Annotated in this window: 25 protein-coding genes; 18 read left to right on the forward strand and 7 right to left on the reverse strand. The window is 36.4% G+C overall.

Features of this window, described 5'->3' with window-relative positions; translation table 11 throughout:
• Nucleotides 1-6 precede the first annotated feature (6 nt).
• The 8 genes from WH267_RS05900 to ypfJ all read left to right on the forward strand — a co-directional run bounded on the left by WH267_RS05900 (nt 7) and on the right by ypfJ (nt 8896).
• Complete coding sequence (locus WH267_RS05900; RefSeq protein WP_115968335.1) at nt 7-1338, forward strand: quinol:cytochrome C oxidoreductase; 1332 nt, start codon at nt 7-9, stop codon at nt 1336-1338.
• A 121-nt stretch (nt 1339-1459) separates the two neighbouring features.
• Nucleotides 1460-2476 (forward strand): hypothetical protein, encoded by a 1017-nt coding sequence (locus tag WH267_RS05905; protein WP_340006480.1) that lies wholly within the window; start codon nt 1460-1462, stop codon nt 2474-2476.
• Nucleotides 2477-2526: 50 nt separating this feature from the next.
• Complete coding sequence (locus WH267_RS05910) at nt 2527-3732, forward strand: hypothetical protein (RefSeq protein ID WP_340006482.1); 1206 nt, start codon at nt 2527-2529, stop codon at nt 3730-3732.
• Nucleotides 3733-4269: an adenine phosphoribosyltransferase gene (locus WH267_RS05915; RefSeq protein ID WP_115968340.1), complete on the forward strand. Its 537-nt coding sequence runs from the start codon at nt 3733-3735 to the stop codon at nt 4267-4269.
• Nucleotides 4270-4427: 158 nt separating this feature from the next.
• Complete coding sequence (locus tag WH267_RS05920; protein ID WP_123320372.1) at nt 4428-5135, forward strand: tetratricopeptide repeat protein; 708 nt, start codon at nt 4428-4430, stop codon at nt 5133-5135.
• A gap of 4 nt (nt 5136-5139) precedes the next feature.
• On the forward strand, nt 5140-5658 hold the full coding sequence (ribH, locus tag WH267_RS05925) for a 6,7-dimethyl-8-ribityllumazine synthase (RefSeq protein ID WP_065395674.1): 519 nt from the start codon (nt 5140-5142) through the stop codon (nt 5656-5658).
• A gap of 214 nt (nt 5659-5872) precedes the next feature.
• Entirely contained in the window at nt 5873-7951 is a 2079-nt protein-coding gene (locus WH267_RS05930; RefSeq protein WP_340006487.1) for an LTA synthase family protein, read from the forward strand.
• An 81-nt stretch (nt 7952-8032) separates the two neighbouring features.
• Nucleotides 8033-8896: a KPN_02809 family neutral zinc metallopeptidase gene (gene ypfJ / locus WH267_RS05935; RefSeq protein WP_115968347.1), complete on the forward strand. Its 864-nt coding sequence runs from the start codon at nt 8033-8035 to the stop codon at nt 8894-8896.
• A gap of 56 nt (nt 8897-8952) precedes the next feature.
• Here ypfJ and WH267_RS05940 read toward each other — a convergent pair whose 3' ends face one another.
• Complete coding sequence (locus WH267_RS05940; protein WP_115968349.1) at nt 8953-9807, reverse strand: GLPGLI family protein; 855 nt, start codon at nt 9805-9807, stop codon at nt 8953-8955.
• A 145-nt stretch (nt 9808-9952) separates the two neighbouring features.
• On the opposite strand from WH267_RS05940, the gene WH267_RS05945 reads away from it, so the two are divergent.
• From WH267_RS05945 to sufD, 5 genes are all read left to right on the forward strand, one after another.
• Nucleotides 9953-10282: a HesB/IscA family protein gene (locus WH267_RS05945; RefSeq protein WP_027372006.1), complete on the forward strand. Its 330-nt coding sequence runs from the start codon at nt 9953-9955 to the stop codon at nt 10280-10282.
• A gap of 67 nt (nt 10283-10349) precedes the next feature.
• Complete coding sequence (gene sufB / locus WH267_RS05950; protein WP_340006491.1) at nt 10350-11798, forward strand: Fe-S cluster assembly protein SufB; 1449 nt, start codon at nt 10350-10352, stop codon at nt 11796-11798.
• 6 nt (nt 11799-11804) lie between these two features.
• Nucleotides 11805-12311, forward strand: coding sequence for a GNAT family N-acetyltransferase (locus WH267_RS05955; protein WP_340006493.1), 507 nt, complete (start codon nt 11805-11807; stop codon nt 12309-12311).
• Between the two features lie 18 nt (nt 12312-12329).
• Nucleotides 12330-13073, forward strand: coding sequence for a Fe-S cluster assembly ATPase SufC (gene sufC / locus WH267_RS05960; protein ID WP_340006494.1), 744 nt, complete (start codon nt 12330-12332; stop codon nt 13071-13073).
• Nucleotides 13074-13236: 163 nt separating this feature from the next.
• Nucleotides 13237-14544, forward strand: coding sequence for a Fe-S cluster assembly protein SufD (sufD, locus tag WH267_RS05965; protein WP_340006496.1), 1308 nt, complete (start codon nt 13237-13239; stop codon nt 14542-14544).
• Between the two features lie 75 nt (nt 14545-14619).
• Here sufD and WH267_RS05970 read toward each other — a convergent pair whose 3' ends face one another.
• Complete coding sequence (locus WH267_RS05970; protein ID WP_340006498.1) at nt 14620-15543, reverse strand: DUF3078 domain-containing protein; 924 nt, start codon at nt 15541-15543, stop codon at nt 14620-14622.
• A gap of 225 nt (nt 15544-15768) precedes the next feature.
• Entirely contained in the window at nt 15769-16695 is a 927-nt protein-coding gene (locus tag WH267_RS05975; protein WP_115968357.1) for a DUF3078 domain-containing protein, read from the reverse strand.
• A 249-nt stretch (nt 16696-16944) separates the two neighbouring features.
• Between WH267_RS05975 and WH267_RS05980 the strand changes: the two genes are divergently transcribed.
• The 4 genes from WH267_RS05980 to WH267_RS05995 all read left to right on the forward strand — a co-directional run bounded on the left by WH267_RS05980 (nt 16945) and on the right by WH267_RS05995 (nt 20904).
• Nucleotides 16945-17712, forward strand: a complete 768-nt coding sequence (locus WH267_RS05980; RefSeq protein ID WP_340006501.1) for a rhomboid family intramembrane serine protease — start codon at nt 16945-16947, stop codon at nt 17710-17712.
• Nucleotides 17713-17745: 33 nt separating this feature from the next.
• Entirely contained in the window at nt 17746-18855 is a 1110-nt protein-coding gene (dprA, locus tag WH267_RS05985; protein WP_340006503.1) for a DNA-processing protein DprA, read from the forward strand.
• Nucleotides 18856-19045: 190 nt separating this feature from the next.
• Nucleotides 19046-20404: an NADP-specific glutamate dehydrogenase gene (gdhA, locus tag WH267_RS05990; protein ID WP_115968363.1), complete on the forward strand. Its 1359-nt coding sequence runs from the start codon at nt 19046-19048 to the stop codon at nt 20402-20404.
• A 131-nt stretch (nt 20405-20535) separates the two neighbouring features.
• The gene (locus WH267_RS05995; protein ID WP_340006507.1) at nt 20536-20904 is read left to right on the forward strand and encodes an iron chaperone; all 369 of its coding nucleotides are present in this window, start codon (nt 20536-20538) and stop codon (nt 20902-20904) included.
• A gap of 44 nt (nt 20905-20948) precedes the next feature.
• On the opposite strand, the gene WH267_RS06000 is transcribed toward WH267_RS05995, so the two are convergent.
• The 3 genes from WH267_RS06000 to WH267_RS06010 form a co-directional block, all read right to left on the reverse strand.
• Nucleotides 20949-21266: a hypothetical protein gene (locus WH267_RS06000; RefSeq protein WP_115968366.1), complete on the reverse strand. Its 318-nt coding sequence runs from the start codon at nt 21264-21266 to the stop codon at nt 20949-20951.
• A gap of 238 nt (nt 21267-21504) precedes the next feature.
• The gene (locus tag WH267_RS06005; RefSeq protein ID WP_340006509.1) at nt 21505-21993 is read right to left on the reverse strand and encodes a YkgJ family cysteine cluster protein; all 489 of its coding nucleotides are present in this window, start codon (nt 21991-21993) and stop codon (nt 21505-21507) included.
• Nucleotides 21994-22965: an ion channel gene (locus WH267_RS06010; protein ID WP_340006512.1), complete on the reverse strand. Its 972-nt coding sequence runs from the start codon at nt 22963-22965 to the stop codon at nt 21994-21996.
• A gap of 142 nt (nt 22966-23107) precedes the next feature.
• Between WH267_RS06010 and WH267_RS06015 the strand changes: the two genes are divergently transcribed.
• Entirely contained in the window at nt 23108-23488 is a 381-nt protein-coding gene (locus WH267_RS06015; protein ID WP_340006514.1) for a group III truncated hemoglobin, read from the forward strand.
• 63 nt (nt 23489-23551) lie between these two features.
• Here the strand turns inward: WH267_RS06015 and WH267_RS06020 are convergent, their stop codons facing one another.
• Nucleotides 23552-24622 (reverse strand): calcium:proton antiporter, encoded by a 1071-nt coding sequence (locus WH267_RS06020; RefSeq protein WP_068940846.1) that lies wholly within the window; start codon nt 24620-24622, stop codon nt 23552-23554.
• Nucleotides 24623-24682: the final 60 nt, after the last annotated feature.

Consider the following 24682-nt stretch of genomic DNA (forward strand, 5'->3'; position numbering starts at 1 on the left):
AAAGAAATGTATAGTTTTTCACCAAAATTAAAATCAACTTCTATAATACTTCTTGTTGTAGGTTTAGTTCTTTTCGGTATTGGTTTCTTTTTGAACAAAGGAATTTCTACTGAGAAAATAGAACACATGATGGAGGCTGTTCATGCTTCTGGTCATAATGCTCCTACACACTCAAGTGAAATGGTTGGACCGCAGGATCACAACGCTCATTTAGAGCATGCGACAATGCAGATTCATAATTCGCCTTTAGCATCCATACATTTCGTAGCTGTATTCTTCTTCGGAGTAAGTTGTGCAGTATTATTTTTCTACTGTATTCAACATGCAGCGCATGCAGGATGGCCAATTATCATTACAAGAGTAATGGAGGCTATTGCTTCTTATATTCCTTACGGAGGTGCTATTCTAGTAATCATAATGCTATTGAATATTTTCCACCAAGGTCACCTATTCCACTGGATGGATCCGGATTTAACAGATCCAAACTCTGCACATTTCGATGTGATTTTATTTGAAAAGAAAAGATTCTTAAATATTCCTTTCTATGCAATCAGAACCCTTATTTATGTGATAGGTGCTTCATTCTTTGCATGGAAACTTAAAGCTCAGTCTAAAAAAGTAGACGATACTAAATCTAAAGTTGAGTATCAAATGCTTTACAGATGGGCAGTAGGATATATTGCATTCTTCGGATTTGCATCTGCTGCTTGGGCTTGGGACTGGTTGATGTCTATTGACCCTCACTGGTATTCTACAATGTATATCTGGTATTCAATGGTTAGCTGCCTTTCAAGTGGTATTGCTGTTATCATTTTACTAAGTGTTTATCTTAAGAAAAATGGTTTCTTACCACAGTTCAATGACAACCACTTACACGATCTAGGAGTATTCCTTTTCGCTACAAGTATGCTTTGGACATATACATGGTTCGCTCAGTTCATGCTTTACTGGTATGCCAACGTACCGGAAGAGGTTAACTACTTCTTCGGAAGATTCCAGCACTATGGTACTACATTCTTGCCAATGCTAATCATCAACTTCTTATTACCTTTATTGGTATTAGTAAGTAGCAGCATCAAGAGAAACTACAAAGTAGTAACAACAATGGCTGTTGTCGTTATTTTAGGTCACCTTTTAGATTATTTCAATATGGTAATGCCTGGAACGGTAGGACCTTACTGGAACACTCCTGAGGTATTCCTATTAATAGCAGGAGCTGTTTTATTTGTAGCAGGATTATTTATGTTTACTGTACTTTCAGCTTTATCTAAACTGAAGTTGATTCCAACAGGAAACCCATACCTACACGAATCTGAAATTTATGAGTATCCTTTCTAAGGACTTGTAACAAAATAAAACTCTAAAAGACTGATTGTTTAAACGATCAGTCTTTTTTTATGTTCTAATTTTCAATAGAGACCTGAGCAACATGATCACCACTATCAAATAAAATACTCCTATGAAAAGAATTCACCTGCTTTACTTTGTATTCAGTCTCATCTCTGTTTTCATGGATGCACAGACAATCACTTTTGTTTCAGAAAAAAACAACAAGCCGCTTCCTAAAGTTTCTGTTTTCGGGAAAGATGGAAGTATCCTTGCTTACTCTGATATTGATGGGAAAATCGACAAACAGTCATTAAACCCGGATCAGGAAAAATTCCAGTTAGTGTATAACAGTTTCCCTGTGGCGACACTCTCCTATTCTGACTTTGAACAGTCCATCATTAAAATCAACGACCAGGTAAAAGAAATTGAAACCATTGTTATTAAAAATAATAAGCCTGCCAAATACATCCTGGTTAAAGGAAACTTTAATTCATACGTTACCGTTAACAATAAACTTAATGGGTATGCAGACGGAATTATCACCTATGTTTTTGATAATAAAACCAAAAAGCTAAAAAGTACAAATGTTCAGCAGTACCGAATTTACAGACTCATAGATCCTAAACAAGAAAAGAAACTCACGGCAAGCTGGGATTACGGAAACTCACTCGATGTTCCGAAAATGAAAAAGGTCGGAAATATAGATGACTATAAAAAGAAGGATACAAAAATCAAGGAGCTGAAAGGAAACTTTAAAGATGAAATAGAAGTTACCGGAGAATATCTGCAGCAGAAAGAATTAGCATTATTTGGATTCCGGTTCTTTGACTTTAGAGGCATTCAGAATATTTCCTTCGAAAAAGATTCTCAGAAATCACTGAAAGACCTGCTGGAGTTTAATGAAATTCTTTTTGTAAAGCTCAAACATAAGAGTGAAGCCAGCTACAACCAGATTATCTCTTATGAAAATTTTTATACCACAGAAATCAGTTTTAGCAATGAAAATAATATTGATGATGTAAGATTCAATAAAGAATACAGTAATTATAAGACTCAATACTGGAAGGATCCGTCTTTCCCAAATATGCAGACCATTTTCAGCAGTTATTTCAAGGGGGATCTTCAGGAAAAACAAAACAAAAAATAAAATCTACTATTAATAAAGGTTTTAGTAAATTTGCAACAAACCAAATAAAAATGAAAAAGTTTTCTTTTCTACTTGTTTTCAGTCTGTTGCTTTTTACAGCATGTAAGAAAGATCATGTAGATGCTACGAATACTAAAACGCTGCAGTCAAGTATTAACGATATGACTTCCAGCCTACCAACCATTAAACAGATTAAGTTTAATGAAGCTCTTTATATCCTTAAAACATTTGGAGTGGAAGCTGATGGAGATGTGAATGAGCTAAAAGCTCTTGGAAAACTGATCAACGGGAAAAAAGTTCCTGAGATCATGACCTTAGCTGACGAAGTTGCACAGAAAAACGGAATAGAATGGGCAAGCAGTAACCCACCATCACTGGGTGAAATGAATATCTTCGGTGATGATAAAGCCAAAGAAAGCGATCCTAATGATGTAAAAGCAGGAGCATTAAGCCTTGTGACAAGACCAACAGGAGATGACGGAAATGGCTCACCCACAGCTATCCAGATCGTTCCAAGATTAGTAGATGCAGCAGGAAACCCTGTAGCGTTTACAGGTGCCGGTTTGGAAGCTACATTAGAAGTTTTCAGCAATGGAGTAAGACTCTCAACCGCTAAAAACCTGATGCAGGATAACAACTTTAAAGGATTTAACCTTAAATTTTCTTCTATTCCTGCTTCTAAGGTTGTAGATAATAAAATTGATATCACTGTTTCTGTAAAAACAACGGCAAAGACTTTCAAAATGTCTAAAATCGGATTGGATGTAAATGCTGCAGCCCTAAAAGTTCCTGCCGTTCCAAAAACAGATACAACAGCTGTTCCTCAACAGCCAAGTGCAGTAGTAGACCCGAATAATCCATCAACAACTACTCCACCTGCAACTACAGAACCTGGTACAGCAACTCCTGCAGCTCCAACAGCTCCAAAACAGCCAGTTGCAGATCCAAAAAATACAGTAAGCAAGTTCCTGAACAGCGTAAGCTCTCAGAACTTAAAAGCTGCTTATGAAACATCCAACAACCCAAGCTGGGGAAGCTATGAATCTTTCTCCAATCCTAATTCCGGTTTTGGAGCAGTAAAAAATGTAAGCGTTAAAAATATTACAACAAGTGCATCTAATCCTAACGGAGCGAGCGTAAATGCTACTTATGATGTAACCGATAAAAACGGAAAAACAACCTCATTAAAGGTAACTTTCGGACTTAAAAATGTAAACGGAGACTGGAAAATTTCCAGCTATAAAATCAACCCATAAATGGCTTCAGCAGAACTGATTAAAAAACTAGAAGAAACAATTGAAAATATTCCGGACTTTCCTATTCCAGGAATCCAGTTTAAGGATATTTCACCCATCTTTTTAGATCCAAAACTTTATGAAGATGTAATTGCAGACCTTGCTGCCAACAGTAAAGGAAAGATAGATGCAGTATGCGGAATAGAAAGCCGTGGATATCTTTTTGGAATCGCCATTGCAGTAGCCCTAGAGGTTCCTTTTATCTTAATCAGAAAAGCAGGAAAACTCCCCCCACCAATCATTTCGGAAAAATATGACCTGGAATATGGAAGCGCGATTATCGAAACCCGTGAAGGGCAGATAAAACCAGGACAGAGAGTTTTAATCCACGACGATCTTTTAGCAACAGGAGGAACTACAGAAGCGGCAGCTAAACTAGTAGAAAAACAGGGTGCCACTGTTTCCCAATTCAGTTTCCTGATTGGATTAAAAGGTTTGAATGGTGATGAAAAACTGAAAAAATTTGGCGCAGAGGTGTATCACGTCTTAGAATATTAATCTATACCAATAAAAAATAAATGCTTCGTAAACTATGTTTTCGAGGCATTTTTATTATTAACGATTGATAATTCATAACATTTATAGAATAATGCTCTAAAAGTATTTTGTAAATCTCTAAGAAACAATTAAATTTGCAATTCAATTTTTAAAAACTTATGGCAAAATTGGGAAAGAATGCTCAGAACGAGCAAGAAGGTAAAGAAACGGTTGAGTTCTTCAAAGACCTTGACAGAGAGGCCTTAAACACTGAGAGATTTCTTGAAAAATATTCAAAACCTTTAGGGATTGTATTTGGAGTTTTAGTTTTAGGAGTTTTAGGATTCTTCGGATATAAGCAATTTGTAGTTGCTCCTAAAAACGCTGAGGCTGTAAAAAGCTTCCTTGCTGCTCAGAAAAACCTTACTGAAAATAAAAACGCTGAAGCTTTAGGTGGAAAATCTGCTGCAAATCCAGGTTTCATCGGAACTTCTAACGAATATTCAGGAACAAGCATCGGTCAGCTATCTGCTTACAATGCTGGTTTATTGAAATTCAAAGAGGGAAAATTCCAAGAAGCTTATGATCTTTTAGATAAATTCTCTTCTGACAACAAAACGCTGATGGCAATGAAATATGGTGCTATGGCTGACGCAAAATCAGGATTGAACAAAAATGATGAAGCGCTATCATTATTAGACAAAGCAGCTACTGCTTCTGATGATCCTTATACTACCTATTTCTTCACAAGAAAAGCAGGTATCGTAGCATTAGGATTAAAGAAAAATGCAGATGCTAAAAAATACTTCTCAGCAATTGATGAGAAATACCAGGATTATGACAACGGAATGTCTGATTCTTATATTGAAATGACTAAATATTACTAAAAAAATGGCAACAGTTAATCTTTCCGATTACAAGCCACTTCATATAACTAATGCCGAAGATTTTTCTATCGGCATTGTTTTTTCTGAGTGGAATGATTTTGTAACGTACAATCTTCGTGACGCAGCTTTGGAAATCCTTGAAAAAGAAGGCGTAAAACCTGAAAACATTAAGCTTTTCCCTGTTCCCGGAGCTTTTGAATTAAGCTATGCAAGCATGCAGCTTTGCAAAGAAAGAAAATATGATGCTGTCATCTCAATCGGATGTGTGATCCGTGGAGAAACGCCTCACTTCGACTATGTATGTTCTGCTGTAGCACAGGGAATCAAGGATTGTAATATCATGACAGACACTCCCACAATCTTCTGTGTTTTGACAGATGACACTAAGGAACAGTCTATTGCAAGAAGCGGTGGAGACCTTGGAAACAAAGGTGTAGAAGCAGCAGTAACCGCTTTAAGAATGATTGATTTCAAAAAGAACTTATCTGATAAAAAGGGAAACATCGGTTTTGGACATTCTTAACCGTTGATATACTTTAACAATACAGAGGACTATTTTTTAATAGTCCTTTTTTTATTGGCAAATATCAAAATGTTCATGGATTAATTAAACTAAGGTTTAAATTATACCCATGAACTCTTAAATTCTTATTAATAAATATCAGGTTTTGCTTTTTTTGACATAAAAGTTAGATACAACGAACTATCTTTGTGAAAATCGTATAGACCATAAATCCATGTTTCTAAAAAAAATAAAACCTTTCCTATATTTAGGAATCTTTTATCTGATTATTTCCTTGATCGTAAGGACAGTATTCTTCATTCATCCTATCACTACAGCCAGTTTTGGATTCTTTGAGATCATTAAAGTACTGTTTGTAGGTCTTATCAACGATATTTTTGTTTTTGTCCTCGCAAGCTCCATTCTTGCCCTCTACTTTTTATTCCTTTCCAATTCGAAATATAAAAAACCTTATGGATATATTATTTTTGGAGCTTTGGTTGCATTTTTCCTGTATATCTGGCTTATTCCAAATAATATTTTCAAGCAATACGGAGGCTCTGTAACAGAAATTGCTCTTTCCTTTGTGGGAGTCAAGGCATTCCTGTTCGGATTAATGCTTTTCCTTCCTACCCAAAGAATCAGAATTCGTAACATTTTATATTTTATTACCTTGTTGTTGTATGTTCTACTGATTATATTCAATGGAGTAAGTGAGTATTTCTTTTATAATGAATTTGGAGTACGCTACAATTTTATTGCGGTAGATTACTTAATATATACAAATGAAGTCATTGGGAATATCATGGAAAGTTATCCTGTTATTCCTCTATTTTCAGGGATAATGTTGGTTACAGTAACCATTACATGGTTCATTTACAAAAAGACTAAAGACGAATTACTGGAACTCCCTAATTTTAAGCAGAAATTGATTTTACTAGGTTCCTTTGCTGTACTTTGTGCTATCAGCTTGTTAACTCTCCCATCATTAATGCAAATCAAATCTGACAATGTTTTTGCAGATGAGATTGAAGCCAACGGACTTCCAAAGTTTTACTGGGCTTTCACCCATAACGAACTTGATTATTTCCAGTTTTATTCACAGCTTAATCAACAGCAGGCAGAAAAGAATTTCCTAAGCCAATATCCACAGCATACCTTAGCAAGAAATATTGTTGCTGAACAGCCGGAAGCAAAGAAGAATGTAGTTCTGATCTCTATTGAAAGCCTTTCTGCAGATTTCCTTGAACATTATGGAAATACCCAAAAGATTACGCCATTCCTGGACAGTCTTGCAGATAAATCTTTGATGTTCACCAATCTTTATGCTACAGGGAACAGAACCGTTCGCGGACTGGAAGCCCTGACGCTTTGTATTCCTCCTACAGCAGGGGAAAGTATTATCAAGAGAAATGACAATAAAAATAAATTCACCACAGGAAGTGTATTCAAATCAAAAGGATATGATGTTAAATTCCTATATGGTGGATACAGTTATTTTGATAATATGCAGGACTTTTTTGGTGGAAACGGATATGATATTGTAGACAGAAACAACTTTAAACCGGAAGAAATTACTTTTGCCAATGTTTGGGGTGTTGCAGATGAAGATATGGCAAGGAAAGCTATCCAGGTAATGAATGCTGAAGCAAAATCAGGAAAACCTTTCTTCAACCATTGGATGACAGTTTCCAACCACAGACCTTTTACCTACCCGGATGGAAGAATTGATATTCCCGGAACATCAAAATCCCGTGAAGGAGGGGTAAAATATACAGACTATTCACTGAAACTATTCTTTGATATGGCAAAGAAACAGGATTGGTATAAAAATACAGTCTTTGTTATTATCGCAGACCATTGCGCATCCAGTGCCGGAAAAACAGAACTTCCTATGGATAAGTACAGAATTCCTGCAATGATCTTTTCAGAAGGATTCATCCAGCCACAGAAATTTGATGCTTTGATGTCTCAGATCGATGTGATGCCTACTCTATTCGGATTATTAAATTTCAATTATCAATCCAAATTCTTAGGCCAGGATGTTTTCAAAAAAGAATTTCAGCCTAAGGCTTATATTGCCACCTATCAGGACCTTGGGTTTGTAAAAGACAATCGTTTAACCATCATTTCACCAGTGAAGAAAGCAAAACAATACTCTCTGGAACTGGAAAAAAGTGAGCTTGCTCCGGAGTTTAAACTGTATTATGATGAAAAACTGTTGAAAAACACAGATCAGAAACTGGTAAATGATGCTATTTCAGCCTACCAGTCAACATCTTATTGGCTGAAGACCAAGCAGCTTAACCGATAAGATATTTCTTTCATAAAGTAACTTAATAAGCGGTTGTAAACTTTAATTTTATAAATTTACGACACAAAAAAACATATTATTATGAGATGGACAGACGACAGAGGCGGTAACGTTGATGATCGCCGTGGCTCCGGAGGCGGAGGTGGCGGTATGATTGTAGGCGGTGGCCTCGGAACCTTAATTATAGCAGCCATTGTTTTCTTTTTAGGAGGTGATCCTTCTGGGATATTGAATTCCGGCAGCATACAATCTTCAGGAAATACAGGAGAAAAAAGAGAGCTTACTGTACAGGAAAAACAGATTGGGGAAATGGTTGATATGATGTCCGGATGGAATACCCAAACCTGGAGTCAGATCTTTAAAGAAAATGGAATGAATTTTTCTGAACCTAGAATTGTTCTTTTCGAAAGTACAACTGACTCCGGATGTGGCACAGCACAGTCTGCTATGGGTCCTTTTTATTGTCCTGCCGATCAGAAAATTTATATGGACATGGAGTTTTTCGGTGAGCTTCAACAGAGGTTTGGAGCCAAAGTAACTGAATTTACCGTTGCCTATGTTCTTGCTCATGAAATGGGACATCACATACAAACTCTTCTGGGAACCACCCAAAAAGTAGATGCCTTAAGAAGAAGTGGAAGATATTCTGAAGCTGAAATGAACAAGGTATCTGTAGCTACAGAACTACAGGCAGACTTTTATGCCGGAGTTTGGGCTAAACGTACAGATGATTCTAAGAAAATTCTTGAGCCTGGAGACATTCAGTCTGCTATAGATGCTGCAGAAGCTGTAGGCGATGATAATATCCAGAAAAGAGGTCAAGGTTATGTGAATCAGGAAAGCTTTACCCACGGATCATCTGCACAGCGTAAAGAGTGGTTTATGAAAGGATACAACACTGGTGATATCAGACAGGGTGATACTTTCAACCAGCTTTTAAAATAAATAAACTTACAGTATAAAATAAAAGTGCCAGTGAACGGATTCACTGGCACTTTGTTTTATTGCAATTCAATCGGATTTGTATTTTTCTTAGCTTCTTCTTTCACTCTTTCCTCCATACGCTTTCTCATATCAGCAGGATTTTGGTTTCCGCCACCTCCAGATCCCCGTCCTCCGCCGATTCTCATTGGTGCAGTACTGCCTCCTCCTGTTCCCTGATTCATGAAAGACATCGGATCAGTCTTAAACTTTTGCTGTTGCTTTACAAAATCAGATCTTTTTACTTTTAAAGTATTTCCAAACTGGTTTAAAGTTGGAAGTTCTGCAATCTTATAATTTTTCATCAGATCAAAAGAATAATCCCCTTTATCATCCTCAACTTTTACAATTAATCCCGGAAGTCCACCAAATTTATATGGTCCATCCTGATAGGGAAGATCTGTAGTAAACCAGGCAGTCCATTTTCTTCCGGCAAAATCCGTTTCAGCTTTCTGCACTTTGTACTCTCCAATTTTTCTTGTTTCTGAAGACATTTTCCAGTTTAAAGGCCTGTCTTCTTCATAGGAATATATATCCCTGCCGATCCTGTCTTTAAAATAAGTCTTTTGATTCGCTTTATCTTTTTCTACCGTGTAGTTGATATTTGTTCTAAGACCTTCCATCTGATCTCTGTTGATACCCGCTCTGCCACCGCCGCCCTGAAATGCTTTTTGCATGATAGAATCCCTTTTGATTCTGTTTTCAGAATAAAAAATAGATTTATCCTGAGAAATATCAAGATATGTATTTTCAGTTTTTATATCTGCTTTATTTTCAGTATCCGGCTTCATCGTTACCTGATATACAAATCGATTTGCCTGCGCAGAAACCTGCTGTATAAACAGTGCCAGAGCAATAATACCTATTTTTTTCATTGTGAGTCAATTTATGTTTTGGATTTCAAAAGATTACCAAGGTTAAACTCATCAATGATAAAAATCGATAAAATAAAAATGCTGATTTTTATATCCTGATTTTTGTTCGTATTTTTGCGTAATTAAATCATTCTAAATAAATACAATGATAAAGGTATCAGACTATGCAAAGGAGAAAGCTATCCAGTTAATGACTGAAGATGGTTTTAACCCTGCTGAAGATTATATAAGAGTTGGGGTAAAAAGCGGCGGATGCTCTGGTTTAGAGTATGTTTTAAAGTTTGACAACCAAAAAACAGACACAGATCAGATTTTTGAAGATAATAACATTAAAATTATCATCGACAAAAAATCCATTCTCTATTTAGCAGGAACTACTCTTGAATATTCAGGAGGATTGAACGGAAAAGGGTTTGTTTTCAACAATCCGAATGCATCCAGAACATGTGGATGTGGAGAATCATTTAGTCTTTAGAGAAAAGACATAAGATACTAGACCTCAGAAAAATATGAGGTCTAAATCTGAAATCTAAAAAATTATAATGAGTAAATATACTGAAGACGATTTAAGAGTCGATCTAGAAAATAAAAAATATGAATTCGGTTGGGAAACCAAAATTGATTATGAAGATTTCCCGATTGGTTTAAATGAGGATATCGTCCGTGCTATCTCCGCTAAAAAAGAGGAGCCTGAATGGATGACTGAATGGCGTTTGGAATCTTTCAAAATCTGGTTAAAAATGGTAGAGCCTAATTGGGCCAATATCAAATATGAAAAACCGGATTTTCAAGCAATCCGTTACTACGCAGCTCCAAAAGCAAAACCTGAATTGGAAAGCCTTGATCAGGTAGATCCTGAATTATTGAAAACTTTCGAAAAGCTAGGGATTAATATTGAAGAGCAAAAAAGACTTTCAGGAGTTGCTGTAGATATTGTAATAGATTCAGTTTCTGTGAAAACCACTTTCCAGGATACATTGGCAGAAAAAGGAATTATTTTCTGTTCCATCTCTGAAGCTATTAAAAACCATCCTGATTTAGTAAGAAAATATCTTGGAAAAGTAGTTCCAAGAGGAGATAACTTCTATGCAGCACTGAATTCCGCAGTATTCTCTGACGGAAGTTTCTGCTATATTCCTAAAGGCGTAAAATGCCCAATGGAATTATCCACTTACTTCCGTATCAACCAGGCAGGAACAGGACAGTTTGAAAGAACACTTGTGATTGCAGATGAAGGAAGTTATGTTTCTTACCTTGAAGGATGTACTGCTCCGTCAAGAGACGAAAACCAGCTTCACGCAGCAGTTGTGGAACTGATTGCATTAGACAATGCTGAAATTAAATATTCTACGGTACAGAACTGGTATCCAGGAAATGAAGAAGGAAAAGGAGGGGTATTCAACTTTGTAACGAAAAGAGGTCTTTGCGAAAGAAGTGCAAAAATCTCTTGGACGCAGGTTGAAACAGGTTCTGCTGTAACATGGAAATATCCATCTTGTATCTTGAAAGGTGACAACTCTATCGGTGAGTTCTACTCTATTGCAGTAACAAACAATCACCAATACGCAGATACCGGAACAAAAATGATCCACATTGGGAAAAACACCAAGTCAACGATCATTTCTAAAGGAATATCAGCAGGAAAATCTCAAAACTCATACAGAGGACAAGTAAAAGTAATGCCTTCTGCAAAAGGAGCAAGAAACTTCTCTCAGTGTGACTCTTTATTGATGGGTAATGAGTGTGGGGCGCACACTTTCCCTTATATTGAAATTAAGGACCCTACTGCACAATTGGAACACGAAGCAACCACTTCGAAAATTGGAGAAGATCAGATTTTCTACTGTAACCAGAGAGGAATTGATACAGAAAGAGCCATTGCATTGATCGTAAACGGTTTCAGTAAAGAAGTTTTAAATAAACTGCCAATGGAATTTGCAATCGAGGCACAAAAACTCCTTGAAATTTCATTAGAAGGATCAGTAGGATAAAAAGATATGGTAGCCACAGAAAGATTAATTTTAAGAAAACCTGCAAAAGAAGATTTTGAAAGATTCTTTGAAATTAATCATGACCCTGAAACCAATATTCATAATCCAGGCGGACCCATGAGTTTTGAAAAAGCAGAAAGTACATTTACAAGAATGCTTGATCATTGGGAAACGTATCATTTTGGAAGCTGGGTGATTGCTGAAAAGGACAGCCCTGAGAATATAATAGGTTTTGGCGGCCTGAGCTACAAACTCTACGGAGAAGAAGAAAAATTGAATTTAGGCTATCGTTTTGCTTCCCAGGCATGGGGGAAGGGATACGCCACAGAATTCACAAAGAAAGCTATAGATTTTGGGTTGAATGAGGATAATAAAGACGAAGTATTCGCCATTGTCCGTCCTAGTAATCTAGCTTCTGTCAAAGTATTGGAAAAGGCAGGTATGATCAAAATCGGAACCCTAAATGATGTTCCTGGTCAACCTGAAAGTTTAGTATATAGAATTCAAAAATAATTTGTTTAAGCAAATAAAATGTTAGAAATTAAAAACCTTCACGCCAAAATTGAAGATGGCGCAGAAATATTAAAAGGGATTAACCTTGAAATAAAACCAGGAGAAGTTCACGCTATTATGGGGCCAAACGGAGCTGGTAAGTCTACCCTTTCTTCTGTAATCGCAGGAAAAGAAGATTACGAAGTGACAGGTGGAGAAATTTTGTTCCAGGGAGAGGATATCATTGAAGATGCTCCGGAAGACAGAGCACACAAAGGAATCTTCCTATCTTTCCAGTATCCAGTGGAAATTCCGGGAGTTTCTGTAACCAACTTCATCAAAGCTGCTTTAAACGAAACAAGAAAAGCAAACGGATTATCAGAAATGCCGGCAAAAGAAATGCTTGCATTAATCCGTGAAAAATCTGAAAAATTAGGAATCAAAAAAGATTTCCTTTCAAGATCACTGAACGAAGGTTTCTCCGGAGGTGAAAAGAAAAGAAACGAGATCTTCCAGATGATGATGCTTAACCCTAAATTGGCTATCCTTGATGAAACAGATTCAGGACTAGACATTGACGCGCTAAGAATTGTTGCTGATGGGGTAAATGCTTTTAAAAACGAAGGAAACGCAGTTCTTTTGATTACTCACTATCAAAGATTGCTTAACTATATTCAACCTGATTTCGTTCACGTTTTAGCTAACGGAAAAATCATCAAAACAGGTGATAAATCTTTAGCATTAGAATTGGAAGAAAAAGGGTACGACTGGCTTCTTAACTAAGAAGAAGTATTATTTCAGAGATTAAATTTTTACGGATATTCATTAAACGTAGCAAAAAGAAGAATCTCTAATATTAAAAATTGGATTCCCTGTTCCTCGGAATAGCAATATTTTTAGTTCAAAATAAAAAGAAAAAATGGTGCAAACCACAGATATACCAGTAATGGCATTAAAAGAACAAATCATCGAAAACCATCATGAGTTTTTGGAGAGCCTTCGTCACAGATTTCTGGATGACAATAGAAAAGCTGCTCTTCAGAAGTTTGAAACCATGGGTTTTCCGACCAAAAAAGACGAAGAATATAAATATACCAATCTAAAGGAGATCACGGAAAAAAGCTACAACTTCTTCCCGAAAGAAAACCACAATATCACTAAAGAGCAGTTTGATGAATTGCATCTTGGAGAAGAAAATTTTGATTGGATTGTTTTTGTAAACGGTAAACTTCACAAAGAACTTTCAAAAGTTTCTATCGAAAATGTAGAATTCCTTTCATTCAATTACGCATTGAATGATGAAAAACATAAAGAAGTATTTGAAAAGTACTTTAACACAATTGCTTCTAAGGATTTAGCTTTCACAAATTTAAATCTTGCGTACTGCAAATATGGTTTCTTTTTGAAAGTTCCTAAAAATGTAGTGATTGAAAAGCCAATTCATGTTTTCTACATTTCTCAAAACCAGGAAGAAAATACATTCTACAATACAAGAAACTTATTGATCGTTGAAGAAGGAGCAAAAGTTGAGGTTATTGAAAGTCACCACAATTTTGATGACACTTATGTGTTAACCAATTCTGTGACAGAGATCTTCACCTATCCAAATGCAAAAGCAGACTGGCACAAGCTTCAAAACGATAACAATACGTCTTACCTTGTAGACCACACGTTTGCAAAACAGGAAAAAGACAGTTTAACGACTGTAAATACATTCTCTTTCGGAGGAAAGCTTATAAGAAACAACCTTGACTTTATCCAAAATGGATCAAATATCAATTCATTCATGAATGGTATTACTATTATCGGAAAAGATCAGCTGGTTGACCACCACACGGCGGTTCACCACAATTTCCCGAACTGTGAAAGTTATCAGAACTACAAAGGGATCTACGATGGTAATGCCCACGGAGTTTTCAACGGGAAAGTTTTTGTTGATAAAATTGCTCAGAAAACCAATGCGTACCAACAGAACAATAACGTATTGCTAAGTGAAGGTGCAAGCATTGATACTAAACCTCAGTTAGAAATTTTTGCAGATGACGTAAAATGTTCTCACGGGTGTACAGTAGGCCAGCTTAATGAAGATGCCTTGTTCTATCTGAGAGCAAGAGGAATCTCTAAAAAAGAAGCTCAGGCATTGCTTCTATATGCATTTGCTAATGATGCGATGCAAAATATTGATATTGAGCCTCTAAAAGAGAAGATTTCAAAGCTTTTGGCTGAGAAATTAGAAGTAGATATAGAGTTTTAAACGTTATATATATTGATACATAAAAAGCACTTCAAATTGAAGTGCTTTTTTATTTTAAAATGGTTTAATCCCGTTTTATTTCTTTAACCAGCTTTGGTTGTCTTTATTATCTGAACGTTTCTTTCCGTTATCAAAATTATAAGCCAAACCAACACCTAGTGTCTGTTTTAACTGGGTTTTCCATATCTGATTGTGGTCATATAGCAGATCCAGGGTTACATTTGTAGAAATATATTTATTGATTTTCATACTTAAAACTCCACTATATCCAAGAACAAGTCTTTCCGGATGATCAAGGTAGTTTGAAAATACTGAAGCTGTGTTAAGCAAAGTAATATTATCCATAATTTTCAGCTTATACATAGCTGTTCCAAGGAAACCGAACTGGAATAGAGAAGAATCTCCATCATTTTTAAGTCCGTAAGTTCCTGCTTTCTGAAGATCTTTATCCAAAACAAAGGTCCATCTGGCATTCGCAGGACGTAGCGTTACCGTAAGATTATCATCGGGACGATAGGTAACCCCTGCCCCAACGCTCAAGTAACCTGGTGCCATAAAGTTTGAAATTTTCTTTGCATCAGGATTGTTACCATCTTCATAACCTGGAGCAAACTGGGTCTGAAACCCAACACCTCCGGAGATATACCAGTGCTTAGCAAACTCCCGCCCATAATTGGTAGACAGATTAATCACATCCTGAGTCTTTCTTACTCCAGTACCTTGGGTATTATTTTGTCCATACCCTAGAATAATAATGTTTTCCCAAAGATCTTTGCCTTTTTCGTAAGTAAGGTTGTAATTAACCCCGGCAAGCCACCCTACGTTGTTGGCTCCACCACCTACCCAATTCGAAAAGGCTGCCTGATTAAGCATTAATGTATTTTGTCCCTGAATAGACCAGGCTTTAATAGTATCCACAGCAGGAGCATCTGTTTTTGTTTCCTGAGCCATGGCTATAGCCCCACAAGAAATGGAAGCGATTAATAAAACTTTTTTCATAATTAACGATTTCCTACAAATGTATAAATAATAATTTACGCCAAAATAAAATTCACTTTAAAATGAATTGAATCACGTCAAAATTATCAAGACAATATCATGGAAACAAACCATTTAACCAATCACCTGCACATACCAAACTTAAAGCAACTTAAAACCGGAAACTTAAAAAACAAAAAAAACACTTCATGACTGAAGTGCTTTTATGATATGAATATTGTTTATTTATTTTTTGATCCACCACTGGCTGTCTTTACGGTCAGAACGCTTCACACCATTATCCAGCGTATAAGCAAAGCCAATTCCCAACGTTTGCTTTAACTGTGTTTTTTCAATCTGGTTATGATCATACAGTAAGTCTAGTGAGATATTTGATGAAATATATTTGTTAACCTTTAGATTCAGAAGTGCTCCATAAGCCAGTACTAGCCTGTCCGGACGATCCAGGTAATTTGAAAAGACCGAAGCTGTATTGGTTAAATGAACATCTTCCATAATTTTTATCTTATATATTGCTGTTCCCAAGAAACCGAACTGGAAAAGAGAAGAATCACCATCATTTTTCAAACCATAGCTTCCTGCAAACTGAAGCTCTTTATCCTGAACAAAGGTCCATCTGGCGTTGGTAGGACGTAAGGTCACTGTAAGATTGTCATTGGGCCTGTAAGTGATACCCATCCCGACGTTCATATAACCAGGAGCCATAAAGTTTGAAATTTTCTTTGCTTCAGGATTATTTCCATCCTCATATCCTGGTGCAAACTGAGACTGAAAACCTGCCCCTAAAGAAAAGTACCAGCTCTTGGAAAATTTTCGCCCGTAATTTGTAGAGAGATTGATAACATCCTGAGTTTTTCTTATGCCCAATCCTTTCGTATCATTCTGACCATAGCCAAGGATAATAATATTTTCCCAAAGATCATTGTCTTTTTCATAGGTGATATTATAATTGGCACCGGCAAGCCAACCTACATTATTGGCTCCTCCTCCTACCCAATTTGAAAAGGCTGCCTGATTAATCATTACAGTATTTTTTCCTAATACTGACCAGTATTTCACAGTGTCTACCACTACTGAATCTTTTTTCAATTCTTCTTGTGCACTTGCATAAATCCCCATAAATATGGAAAGAATCAATAAAAACTTCTTCATTACTCTAAATAATTTTCAATGCAAAAATATTAATATAATTTTTTTTAAAGGTAAATTTAGCCTTAAACAATATATTTTTTCTAGTTTCAATTCGCTGACAACAAAATACTTCAATAAAATTGATGCCAAAATAATCGGTTCAAAAGTTAAATTTGATACCTTTTGTCTTAAAATCAGTTTAATAGAAATGGATTCATCGACAAATTTTCCGAAATTTATCATTGGCTTTTGATTTGACGTACAATCATTATGTTTAAAAATGTAATTTCCAAAAGAGCGGTTTTATACCCTTTGCTGATGCTTTCCGCAATGTGGTTCGGATTTTTTTTACAGATGCAGGGCTTTTTTGGAAGTTGCTTCGGAGCTATTATTCCTCTTGTTCCTGAAGGACTATTAGGAATTATTACCTCTCCTCTTTTACATGGAAATACTGAGCATATCATAGGAAACTCTATTCCCATTGCTGCACTGATGTTTCTTCTCTTTCAGTTTTATCCATTGGTGGCCAATAAAGTTTTCTTCATTGGATGGATTGCAACCGGGCTTTTGGTATGGATCCTTCCTCCTATAGACATTATGACGGGTGAGTATATGTACACCTGTACCATCGGAGCCAGTGGTGTCGTATATGTATTGGCCTTTTTCTTATTCTTCAGCGGAGTTTTTAAATGGAATACAAAGCTTCTGACCATCTCCTTACTCGTTGTATTATATTATGGCAGTTTAGTATGGGGAATGCTTCCTGAAGAACTGTTTTATAATATGCAGGAACCCAGCAAAATCTCATGGCAGGCCCACCTTTCCGGAGCTGTTGTAGGAAGTATCATAGCTTTTGCTTTTAAAAATATAGGAGAAAAAAAGAAAAAATTCATCTGGGAATTCCCCAACTATTATAGTGAAAAAGATGATAAACTCTGGCAGGAATACAGAGAAAATCACCCGGAAGATTTTCTTGAATTGCCGTACAAAAAAAGAGATGATATTTGGGATCATCTGGATGAATTAAGGAAAAAGTAAAACTTATTTCACTACATTTGGAAAAAAACACACATGATCTCTGAAGAATATTTATATGCCATCGCTCTCCGCGAATGCAGCCAGATTGGTGATATCAATTTCCATAAACTTGTAAAAACCTTCGGAAATGCAGAAAATGCATGGAAAAAAGCAAGAAAAGAGTACAAAAAACTGGAGGGAATAGGACAAAAAACAGTTTCTGATATCGGGAATACAGAGCATCTCAAATTTGCCGAAAAGGAGCTTGAATTCTGTAAAAAGAACAATATCCGTATCAGGCTAAGACATCTTAAAGAAATCCCCACCTTACTTAATGAATGTATTGATTCTCCTTCGATTCTATATCAGAAGGGAAACATTGATGATTCTCTTCAGAAGGTAAGCATTGTAGGAACCCGTAACATGACTCCATATGGAAAACAATTCATTGGAGACTTTTTTGATGCCACTCAATCTTCAAAATATGTCTCTGTAAGTGGCCTTGCTTTGGGAGTGGATAAAGAAGTTCATGAACATTCCATTCGGACCCATAAACCTACTATTGCTGTTCTTGCGCATGGTTTTGAGTTTTTATACCCTTCCAAAAACAGAAAATTGTCAGAGAAAATTCTTCAGGACGGTGGCATTTTGTTAACAGAATTTAATTCGGCAAGAAAGCCGGATCGGGAAAACTTTATTCAGAGGAACAGAATTGTAGCGGGTTTATCTCCTTCCACTATCGTAGTGGAAACAGCATTTGGAGGCGGATCTGTAAGTACAGCAACGTTTGCCAACGATTACAATAGAGAAGTATTTGCCCTTCCGGGAAAGATCACTGATATTTATAGCCAGGGTTGTAATCAATTGATTTTACAGAACAAAGCAACGGCTATTTCAAATTTAAAAGATCTTATCAGTATGCTGGGACTGAACAATCCCAAAGAAAAAATTGAAGAGCTTTTTCCTTACAGTGAAGAGACAATACAATTAACTGATAATCAAAATATAGTCTATGAATTCATCAAACAGAATCCACAGATATCCTTGGACGATCTGGTACAGAAAATTGTAGTTTCTTCACACAAAATCCTACCGATAATTTTAGAATTGGAGCTTTTAGGGAAAGTAAAATCATTTTCCGGGAGGCAATTTATCGCAATTTAAGAATTAACGATTTCTTAATACTGCATTATTTCATACATAACATTTCATTTTTAATAAATTTTAATCATAAATTATTAATTTAATAATATTTCAAAACATTATTATTTAATTTTTAACAATGTTGAAATAGAGTGTTGTGAATCTTGAAAAAAAAATTAAATTTGTTGACAATAATATTCAACCTTAATATATGGAACAATATAATATTGACCAGAAAATCCAAGAGTTTATTGCAAAAATTGAAGCAAAAAATCCTAACGAACCGGAATTTTTACAGGCTGTAAAAGAAGTTGCCGTAACTGTAATTCCATTCATTGCTACGAGAAAAGAATATACCGGAATGAAGCTGCTTGAAAGAATGGCTGAAGCTGAAAGAATTATTATCTTCAGAGTTCCATGGGTTGACGATAAAGGAGAGATTCAGGTTAACAGAGGTTTCAGAATCCAAATGAACTCTGCTATTGGTCCATACAAAGGAGGAATCCGTTTCCACCCTACTGTAAACTTATCAGTTCTTAAGTTCTTAGCTTTCGAACAAGTGTTTAAAAACTCTTTGACTACTCTTCCAATGGGTGGTGGTAAAGGAGGTTCAGATTTCGATCCGCAAGGTAAATCTGATATGGAAGTAATGCGTTTCTGCCAGGCTTTCATGACAGAATTATGTAAGCACATCGGTCCTGAAACAGACGTACCTGCAGGAGATATCGGTGTAGGAGCTAGAGAAATCGGTTACCTATTCGGACAATACAAGAAAATCAGAAACGAATTTACCGGAGTTCTTACAGGTAAAGGTCTTGCTTACGGAGGTTCATTAATCCGTCCTGAAGCTACAGGATACGGAGTAGTATACTTTGCTGAGCAAATGCTTAAGACTATCGGACAGAATTTCCAAGGAAAAACAGTAACGGTATCAGGTTTCGGAAACGTAGCTTGGGGAGTTATCAAAAAAGCAACTGAGCTTGGAGCAAAAGTGGTAACGCTTTCTGGTCCTGATGGATATATCTATGATAAAGACGGTATCAGCGGAGAAAAAATTGATTATTTATTAGAACTTAGAGCTTCTGGAAACAACAGAGCTGAAGACTATGCTAAAAAATATCCATCTGCTGAATTCCATGCTGGAAAACGTCCTTGGGAAGTGAAGTGTGATGTAGCATTCCCTTCTGCAACTCAAAACGAATTAGATTTAGATGATGCAAGAAAATTAGTTGAAAATGGATGTCTTTGTGTAACTGAAGCTGCTAACATGCCTTCTACACTTGATGCAATCAATTACTTCTTAGACAATAAAGTATTATTCTCTCCTGGTAAGGCTTCCAACGCTGGAGGTGTTGCAACTTCAGGATTAGAAATGACTCAGAACTCTATCCGTCTTAACTGGACTTCTGAAGAAGTTGACGCAAGATTAAAGGAAATCATGATCGGTATCCACAAAGCTTGTAGAGACTACGGAAAAGACGAAGACGGTTATGTAAACTACGTAAAAGGTGCAAATATTGCCGGCTTCGTAAAGGTAGCAGAAGCAATGTTGGCTCAAGGAGTTGTGTAACATAAAATAATAAAGGTTGGGAAAAATCCCGACCTTTTTTGATATAGCCTGTTCCCGGGATAATGGGAAAAAAGTAAAAAGTGAAAGGAGAAAGCGCTGCTATATGCAGCGCTTTTTTTATTTTTATAGGTATGAAAGACACCTTTAAAAATATTGATGATTACATCCTTTTATTTCCCATTACCGTTCAGGGCAAACTTATTGAGCTGAGAAAGGCTATCCATTCCCAGGTTCCGGATCTTGAAGAGTACATTGGTTATCAGATGCCGGCCTTTAAGCATAAAGGAAAACCTCTTGTTTATTTTGCGGGATATAAAAAACATATCGGATTCTATCCCGGAGCTGAAGGAATCAAAAATTTTGAAAAAGAGTTTGAAGAGAGAAATTACAAGTTTTCCAAAGGGGCAGTACAATTTCCGATAGAGGAAGATATTCCATTGGATTTGATTCAGAAGATTGTAACATTCAGAATCACAGAAATTGAACAAAAAAAATCCTGAAATACAAGATTCCAGGATTCTGACTAGTGTTTGCTAAAGTATTATCACTTTTTCTTTTTAGATTTCTTTCCTTCTTTTGTTGCTTCCGCAGGTTTTGTAGCTTCCATCGTAGTCCCTGTACTTACAGTGGCTTCTGCTGCTGGTGTAGCTGTTGAAGCTTCTGCTGTAGTGGTACTTTGATTCTGTCCATTTGTAGTGGTGGTAGAATTCCAATCACTTTTGGTTTCTGATGTCTGCGGTTGTGTCTGAGTTGTTGTTTGATTATTAGTCGTACTTTCGGCAGGCTTCTGAGTTTGTGTTTGAGCCGATACTGCGATTACTCCGACTAATGTAAACGCGGCCGTTAAAAATAACTTTTTCATAATGTAATATTTAAATGATTGTTTAACCTAAACGGGGTATCATTTAAAAAAATTATACGTAAGTTTCTTATTTAACGTACTTTATCATTTTTTAAGAAGAATTTACAAAAAATAATTCGGATGATTTTATAGGAAAACCGAAGCTGGATATGGGAATATTTGTTGGTTTGAGGAGATTTTTTCTTCATCCTTATCAAGGTTTAAAACCTTGACAAGGATTCCCTTTCTACCCTCAGGATTACTTCGCTATACTCTTCATCATCTTTTCTACAAACTCAAAAGCAGCTGGGCAAATCACTGTATTTTTCAACATCAGGTTATTGATCTGGTAAATCTTTTTACGGTCTGTATGAGGGTATTCTCTGCAGGCTTTTGGCCTTACTTCATAAATAGAACAGGTATTGTCACTATTCAGGAAAAAGCATGGAAGATTCTGAAGCACTTTATCATTGTCTTCATCCACTCTTAAAAACTTAGCTTCAAAATCAGCTTGTTTCATGCGCAGATGCTTTGCAATACGCTCAATATCCTTTTCAGTATATAGCGGCCCCGTGGTTTTACAGCAGTTGGCGCATTGTAAGCAGTCTATTTCATCAAAAACTTCATCATGAGTTTCCTGTACGATATAATCAAGATTTTTGGGCGGTTTTTTCTTTAATCCGTCCAGAAATTTCCTATGTTCTTTCTGCTTTTGTAAAGCTTGTTTTCTATAAAAATCTAAATTCATTTATTCTTTATTTCCTGGCTGTTCCGGAAGTTCAGCTTTTTGATATTCATTGATCTTATCCAGATCCAAAATGGTAGCAAGGTTCTTTTTATCAGGATAATACATCGTGACAAATTTCGCTCCGTATACAATTTCTCCTGTCACAAACGAAGATCTCTGAACCACTGTATTGGAGAATACTTCATCAAATGCCCGCACCTGAACAATAATCTCAATATCCGTACTTTTAAAATCAGCTTCAGAGAAGCCGTAAAACGGCGAACTTTCATTTATTTTATGAACAACAGTCCAGTTCAGAGCTAATGTATTGATCTTACTTAACTGTGTTTCCAATCTATAAAAATTGTTTTTGGGAACATCATTTTCAATCACTTCAATGGCTGTAGATACAATAACATCAGCGTCTGTCAGCGCATTGTTTTTATAAGGTGCTAATCTAAACATTAAAGCTGTTCCTTCTTCAAAAGGTGCAATCACTGCAATATCAGAAAATCTTAAATAAGCCCTGGGTCTTGAAAATCTCCCATAGAAAAGCCCCGTTGCAATGGCAAAGGTAAGCAATCCCAGAAAAGCTTCAAAAGTAGCCACTAAACTGGCCAAAAAGCCTACAGGAGCTATTCTTCCATACCCTACTGTAGTAAATGTCTGAGAACTGAAAAAGAAAACATCAATAAATTCATTCAACGGATCACTTTTATCTATCCCTGTAAGATGCTCCACTCCTATCAGGTAATAAATCATTGCAAATATGAGGTTGATCAGAATATATGCTACGACGAGGTATGAAATAAAACGAAATGAAGACAAATTCAGCATGGTATGATACCAGCTCAGGCTGTTGAAAACATTCACACCTGTTCTTTTTACATTCGGGAGACCGTCTTTATTGATGAATCTTCCTGAGGCATTGCTTCCGAAACCACTGTTCTCAGTGTTTTTCTGGCGGATCTTTTTTCTGAATCCTCTTGTCATTTTATATCATTTGTTTTGAATCGCTTAATTACTCAACATTAATCTTACTCAGTTTCCGGATACAAAGATAAAATATTGTTTTCATGAATTTTATCAATCGATTCATTACTTATCCAATTTGATTTTACAGTAAATTTGGGATATGAAAAAGCTTGAATCAAGAGAAGACATTGAACACCTGGTTAATTCATTTTACACCAAAGTAGTAAAGGATGAAACTATCAGTTTCTTCTTCAATGATATTGCGAAAGTTGACTGGGACAAACACCTTCCAAAAATGTATTCGTTTTGGGAGTCTATTCTTTTTGGGCAGATGTCCTACAAAGGAAATCCAATGGGTGTACATTTTCCGATTAATGAAATACAGGCTATGGAGCAAAAGCACTTCGACAGATGGCTTGAGCTATGGAGAACAACCATTGAGGAGAATTTTGTAGGTGAAAACGCTGATATGGCGATTTACAAATCTGAGAATATTGCCAAACTGATGGCTTTTAAAATGGAGCTGGCTAGAAGACTTTAGCGAGTTCCGGGTTTTCGGAATTCGAGTTCCAGGATATGAAATTCATACTAAGGTCTCTCTCTCTTAAGGAACAATTACGGTAAAGATATACGCCGCCAAGTTCACTAATAGTACAGTTCCATATAGGATATTGGTCTTTCCACGGCTCAATGAAAGCATTACGATAAATACGGAAAGGGAAAGCAGAATAATATCCTTCTTATCTAATCCCAGTACCAATGGTATATCATACATAATACATACTACCGAAACCGCAGGAATCGTCAATCCGATACTTGCCAGTGCTGAACCTAATGCCAGATTTAAACTGGATTGGATTTGATTGGCTCTTGCGGCACGTATGGCTGCAACGCCTTCGGGAAGAAGAACAACAGCAGCAATGATTACTCCCACTAAAGATTTAGGAGCCCCTACACTCTGTACCATTCCTTCAATAGTGTCAGAAAGTCCTTTTGCCATTAAAACAACGATGACCAGGCAAACAACTAAAAAGCCAAAACTGATCAGTGTTTTAGTTAATGTAGGAATATAATGTTCTTCAGGATGTTCATCGGGAACTATAAAATAACTTCTATGTCTTACCGTCTGTACCATCAGGAAAACACCATAAATGACCAGACAGGCAATAGATACGAAAATAAGTTGTGCCTGGTTGTAGAATGGTCCATTAACACTTGAAGTAAAGTTAGGAAGAACCAGGGTAAGAATAAGAATTGAAACCGTACTCACCAAATAGGTGGTAGCAGAAGTTCTGGCAAAGAACTGTTCATGATATTTAACGCCGCCCACCAATATACAGATTCCCAAAATACCATTAAGAATAAGCATAACAGCAGCAAAAACGGTATCTCTGGCCAGCGTGATCGCCTGATCTCCGCCGGCAACCATCAGTGAGATGATAAGCGCAACTTCAATAATGGTAATACAAAGGGCAAGGATAATGGTACCGAAAGGCTCTCCTACTTTATGAGCCACCATTTCTGCGTGGTGAACTGCCGATAAAACACTCCCAATGAGTAAAATACCTGCAATAATATCATAAATAACGCCATTCCCCATCAGTCCGGAAAAGTAGTAACCTACCGCAAGGACAGGAAAAATATAGGTGTAATGTAAAAGTTCTTTAAGTCTCATATAGTGACTACAAAATACAAAAAATCTATAATATTTTCAATATCAAAAGAAAATATTAAT

The sequence above is a fragment of the Chryseobacterium sp. MYb328 genome, from assembly GCF_037572595.1.
In the GTDB taxonomy this organism is placed as follows: Bacteria; Bacteroidota; Bacteroidia; order Flavobacteriales; family Weeksellaceae; genus Chryseobacterium; species Chryseobacterium pennae.

What these genes read in the sequence shown, in the direction of transcription:
- WH267_RS05900 (WP_115968335.1), top strand. Translation starts at nt 7, where the DNA reads ATGTATAGTTTTTCACCAAAATTAAAATCAACTTCTATAATACTTCTT.
- WH267_RS05905 (WP_340006480.1), top strand. Translation starts at nt 1,460, where the DNA reads ATGAAAAGAATTCACCTGCTTTACTTTGTATTCAGTCTCATCTCTGTT.
- WH267_RS05910 (WP_340006482.1), top strand. Translation starts at nt 2,527, where the DNA reads ATGAAAAAGTTTTCTTTTCTACTTGTTTTCAGTCTGTTGCTTTTTACA.
- WH267_RS05915 (WP_115968340.1), top strand. Translation starts at nt 3,733, where the DNA reads ATGGCTTCAGCAGAACTGATTAAAAAACTAGAAGAAACAATTGAAAAT.
- WH267_RS05920 (WP_123320372.1), top strand. Translation starts at nt 4,428, where the DNA reads ATGGCAAAATTGGGAAAGAATGCTCAGAACGAGCAAGAAGGTAAAGAA.
- ribH (WP_065395674.1), top strand. Translation starts at nt 5,140, where the DNA reads ATGGCAACAGTTAATCTTTCCGATTACAAGCCACTTCATATAACTAAT.
- WH267_RS05930 (WP_340006487.1), top strand. Translation starts at nt 5,873, where the DNA reads ATGTTTCTAAAAAAAATAAAACCTTTCCTATATTTAGGAATCTTTTAT.
- ypfJ (WP_115968347.1), top strand. Translation starts at nt 8,033, where the DNA reads ATGAGATGGACAGACGACAGAGGCGGTAACGTTGATGATCGCCGTGGC.
- WH267_RS05940 (WP_115968349.1), bottom strand. Translation starts at nt 9,807, where the DNA reads ATGAAAAAAATAGGTATTATTGCTCTGGCACTGTTTATACAGCAGGTT.
- WH267_RS05945 (WP_027372006.1), top strand. Translation starts at nt 9,953, where the DNA reads ATGATAAAGGTATCAGACTATGCAAAGGAGAAAGCTATCCAGTTAATG.
- sufB (WP_340006491.1), top strand. Translation starts at nt 10,350, where the DNA reads ATGAGTAAATATACTGAAGACGATTTAAGAGTCGATCTAGAAAATAAA.
- WH267_RS05955 (WP_340006493.1), top strand. Translation starts at nt 11,805, where the DNA reads ATGGTAGCCACAGAAAGATTAATTTTAAGAAAACCTGCAAAAGAAGAT.
- sufC (WP_340006494.1), top strand. Translation starts at nt 12,330, where the DNA reads ATGTTAGAAATTAAAAACCTTCACGCCAAAATTGAAGATGGCGCAGAA.
- sufD (WP_340006496.1), top strand. Translation starts at nt 13,237, where the DNA reads ATGGCATTAAAAGAACAAATCATCGAAAACCATCATGAGTTTTTGGAG.
- WH267_RS05970 (WP_340006498.1), bottom strand. Translation starts at nt 15,543, where the DNA reads ATGAAAAAAGTTTTATTAATCGCTTCCATTTCTTGTGGGGCTATAGCC.
- WH267_RS05975 (WP_115968357.1), bottom strand. Translation starts at nt 16,695, where the DNA reads ATGAAGAAGTTTTTATTGATTCTTTCCATATTTATGGGGATTTATGCA.
- WH267_RS05980 (WP_340006501.1), top strand. Translation starts at nt 16,945, where the DNA reads ATGTTTAAAAATGTAATTTCCAAAAGAGCGGTTTTATACCCTTTGCTG.
- dprA (WP_340006503.1), top strand. Translation starts at nt 17,746, where the DNA reads ATGATCTCTGAAGAATATTTATATGCCATCGCTCTCCGCGAATGCAGC.
- gdhA (WP_115968363.1), top strand. Translation starts at nt 19,046, where the DNA reads ATGGAACAATATAATATTGACCAGAAAATCCAAGAGTTTATTGCAAAA.
- WH267_RS05995 (WP_340006507.1), top strand. Translation starts at nt 20,536, where the DNA reads ATGAAAGACACCTTTAAAAATATTGATGATTACATCCTTTTATTTCCC.
- WH267_RS06000 (WP_115968366.1), bottom strand. Translation starts at nt 21,266, where the DNA reads ATGAAAAAGTTATTTTTAACGGCCGCGTTTACATTAGTCGGAGTAATC.
- WH267_RS06005 (WP_340006509.1), bottom strand. Translation starts at nt 21,993, where the DNA reads ATGAATTTAGATTTTTATAGAAAACAAGCTTTACAAAAGCAGAAAGAA.
- WH267_RS06010 (WP_340006512.1), bottom strand. Translation starts at nt 22,965, where the DNA reads ATGACAAGAGGATTCAGAAAAAAGATCCGCCAGAAAAACACTGAGAAC.
- WH267_RS06015 (WP_340006514.1), top strand. Translation starts at nt 23,108, where the DNA reads ATGAAAAAGCTTGAATCAAGAGAAGACATTGAACACCTGGTTAATTCA.
- WH267_RS06020 (WP_068940846.1), bottom strand. Translation starts at nt 24,622, where the DNA reads ATGAGACTTAAAGAACTTTTACATTACACCTATATTTTTCCTGTCCTT.